The following is a 3,840-nucleotide window of genomic DNA, read 5'->3' on the forward strand; positions in this document are numbered from 1 at the left end:
CACACCGCCGGCCAGCGCCATCGAGCACTCACCGTTGCGCAGCGCCTGCGCGGCCAAGTGCAGCGCCACCAGCGACGACGAGCACGCCGTGTCGATGGTGACCGCCGGACCCTCCAGTCCGAAGGTGTAGGAGATACGGCCGGAGGCGACGCTGCCCGCGGTGCCGGTGCCCAGGTAGCCCTCGAGTCCCTCGGGCAGCGCGGTCAGCCGGGACAGGTAGTCGTGGTACATGACGCCCGCGAACACACCGGTCTTGCTGCCGCGTACCGACGCCGGGTCGATGCCCGCGCGCTCGAAGACCTCCCAGGAGGTCTCCAGCAGCAGCCGCTGGTGCGGGTCCATGGCCAGCGCCTCGCGCGGGTTGATCCCGAAGAAGTCCGGGTCGAAGTCACCGGCGTCGTAGAGGAATCCGCCCTCGATAGTGGCGCTGGTGCCGGCCGCGCCCTGGTCATCGCTCTGGAGCCCGTCCAGCTGCCAGCCGCGGTCGGTCGGGAAGCCGGAGATGGCGTCGTTGGCGCCCAGGACGAACTGCCACAGCTCCTCGGGGCTGGTGACACCCCCCGGGTAGCGGCAGCTCATGCCGACGATGGCGATGGGTTCGTCGTCGGCGAGGGCGACGGTCGTCACCGGGGTGGTGGCGGCGCCGTCGGCGTCGTCGCCGAGGATCTCGATGCGCAGGAAGCCGGCCAGGGCGGTGGGCGTCGGGTAGTCGAAGACGAGGGTGGCCGGGAGCCGGACGGAGGTCACGGCGCCGATGCGGTTGCGCAGTTCGACTGCGGTGAGCGAGTCGAAGCCCAGTTCCTTGAAGGCCCGGCCGGCATCGACGGCCTCCGGCCCGGCGTAACCGAGCACTGCGGCGACCTGGGTGCAGACGAGTTCCAGGAGCAGTTTGTCGCGCTCGGGCACGGACAGGCCGAGCAGGCGCTCGGCGAGCCCGCCGACGGGGGCGGCGCCGCCCGTCTCGACGATCCGGCGGCCGGGGAGGCGCACCAGGCCGCGCAGCATCGCGGGCACCTGGCCGGCGTCGGTGGCCCGGCGCAGCGGTGCCAGGTCCAGGTGCATGGGCACGAAGGCGGGGTCGCCCACGGCCAGTGCGGTGTCCAGCAGGGTCAGGCCGTCCTCGGAGGACAACGCGGCGACGCCGGCGCGGGTGATGCGCTGGATGTCGGTGTCGTCCAGGTCTCCGGTCATGCCGCTGCGCTCGGCCCACAGGCCCCAGGCGAGGGCGGTGGCGGGCAGCCCCTGGGCGCGGCGGCGCTGGGCGAGGGCGTCCAGGAAGGCGTTGGCGGCGGCGTAGTTGGCCTGGCCGGGGCCGCCGAGAGTGCCGGCGGCGGCGGAGAACAGCACGAACGCGGCGAGGTCCAGCTCGCGTGTCAGCTCGTGCAGGTGGAGCGCGCCGTCGGCCTTCGGCGGCAGTACCCGGTCGATGCGCTCGGGGGTGAGCGAGTCGAACACGCCGTCGTCCAGCACACCGGCGGTGTGCACCACGGCGGTCAGCGGATGCTCCGTCGGGACGGCGGCCAGGACGGCGGCCAGCGCGTCCCTGTCGGACACGTCGCAGGCGGCGAGGGTGACCTCGGCGCCTGCGGCGCGCAGTTCGGCGACGAGTTCGTCGGCGCCCTGTGCGGCGGCGCCGCGGCGGCTGAGCAGCAGCAGGTTCCGTACCCCGTGCTCGGCGACCAGGTGCCGGGAGACCAGGCCGCCCAGGGTGCCGGTGGCGCCGGTGACCAGGGCGGTACCCCGGGGGTCGAGGGCGGGGGCGGTGTGCGCGGTGTCGGCGGCGACGCGGGCCAGCCGCGGTACAACCACGGACCCGGCGCGGACGGCGAGCTGTGGCTCGTCGGAGGTGAGGGCGGCGGGCAGCACACGGAATGACTCGTCGCGGCCGTCCACGTCCAGCAGGACGAAGCGGTCAGGGTTCTCCGACTGTGCGGAGCGCAGCAGGCCCCACAGTGAGGCGTGCGCGAGGTCGTCGACGTCCGCGGTGGCGGTGGTGGCGACGGCGTTACGGGTGGCGATGACCAGCCGGGAGCCGGCGAACCGGTCGTCGGCGAGCCACTCCTGGGCCAGCGCCAGCGTACGGTGCAGCGCGGCCCGTACGGCGGCGGTCGGCTCGCTCTCGGCTTCCGTGCCGGGGCCGAAGAACGGCACGACGACGGCCTGCGGAAGGGGGGTGCCGGCGGCGACGGCCTCGGCGAGCGCGGCCAGGTCGGCGTAGGCGGCGGCGGTGGGCAGTGCGGCGGTCAGCTCGGGCGCGGGCATGTCGCCCAGCAGCGCCCACTGTCCGGCAGCGACGGTGGTGGCGGCGGCCGGGACCGGCGCCGGGCCCCACTCGACGCGGAACAGGGAGTCGTAGAAGGTGGAGCGGGCGGCGTGCACCTGCTCCGGGGAGACGGGACGCAGCAGCAGCGCGTCGACGGAGGCGACCGGCGCCCCGCTCTCGTCGGTCACGAGGACGGAGACGGTGTCCTGGCCGGCGGGCGACAGGCGCACCCGCAGGGCGGCGGCACCAATGGCGTGCAGTGCCACCCCGCTCCAGGAGAACGGCAGTCGGCCGTGCTCGGTGGGCTCCAGCAGGGAGCCGATGCCGACGCCGTGCAGGGCCGCGTCCAGCAGCGCCGGGTGCAGGCCGAACAGGCCGGCCTCCTCGCGGGCGCTCTCCGGGAGGCGGACCTCGGCGTAGACGTCGTCGCCGTGCTGCCAAGCGGCCTTGAGGCCCTGGAAGACCGGGCCGTAGGCGAAGCCGGTCTCGGCGAGCCAGTCGTAGAGGCCGTCGATGGGGACCTCGGTGGCGTCGGCCGGCGGCCAGGCGGCGAGGTCGGCAACGGGGGCGGTGGCGCCGGTGGCGAGCACGCCGGTGGCGTGCCGGGTCCATTCCCCCTCGCCCCAGCCGGTGCCGTCGGCGGACTCCTCCAAGCGGGAGTGCAGGGTCAGTGAGCGACGGCCGGAGCCGTCCGGGGCACCGACGGCCACCTGGAGCTGCACGCCGCCCTGCGGGGGCAGCACCAGCGGCGCTTCCAGGGTGAGCTCTTCAAGAACGTCGCAGCCGGCGTGGTCACCGGCCCGGATGGCCAGCTCCACGAAGGCGGTGCCGGGCAGCAGCACCGTGTCCATCACGGCGTGGTCGGCGAGCCAGGGATGGGTGGCGAGCGAGAGCCGCCCGGTGAACAGGAATCCGGCGGCGTCGGCCAGCGAGACCGCGGCGCCGAGCAGCGGGTGGTCGGCGGAGCCGAGGCCGGCGGCGGTGACATCACCGGTCCACTGGCCGGCCGGCTCGGGCCAGTACAGCTCGCGCTGGAAAGCATAGGTGGGCAGCTCCACGCGGCGGCCGCCGGAGCCGGCGAAGACGGCGGTCCAGTCGACGCCGACGCCGTGCGCGTGTGCCTGGGCCAGTGCGCCGGTCAGTGCCCTGGCCTCGGGGCGCTCGGCACGCAGCAGCGGCACGAAGGCCGCGGTCCCGGCGGTGACGCAGTCCTGCGCCATGGCGGTGAGGACCCCGCCCGGGCCGATTTCCACGTAGGTGGAGACGCCGTACTCCTGGAGCCGGCCGATGCCGTCGGTGAAACGGACCGCCTCACGGACGTGCCGCACCCAGTGGTCGGGGGTGCAGATCTCGGTGGCGGAGACGGAGGAACCGGTCAGGTTGGAGACGATCGGGATGACCGGCGCACGGTAGTCGAGGCTCTGTGCGACCTCGCGGAAGGCGTCGAGCATGCCGTCCATGCGGGGCGAATGGAAGGCATGCGAGACGGTGAGCCGCTTGGTCTTGCGGCCCTGCGCCTCGAAGGTCCCGGCGATCGCGACGGCCGCGTCCTCGTCACCCGCGACGACCACCGACTG

1 protein-coding gene is annotated in these 3,840 nt (G+C 74.4%); it reads right to left on the minus strand.

The window, feature by feature from the left end:
• The coding region (locus tag ABTZ94_RS36590; protein WP_351207620.1) for an SDR family NAD(P)-dependent oxidoreductase at nucleotides 1-3,840 on the minus strand (3,840 nt) is incomplete at both ends.

It is taken from the genome of Streptomyces sp. NPDC002785, assembly GCF_040295565.1.
Lineage (GTDB): Bacteria > Actinomycetota > Actinomycetes > Streptomycetales > Streptomycetaceae > Streptomyces.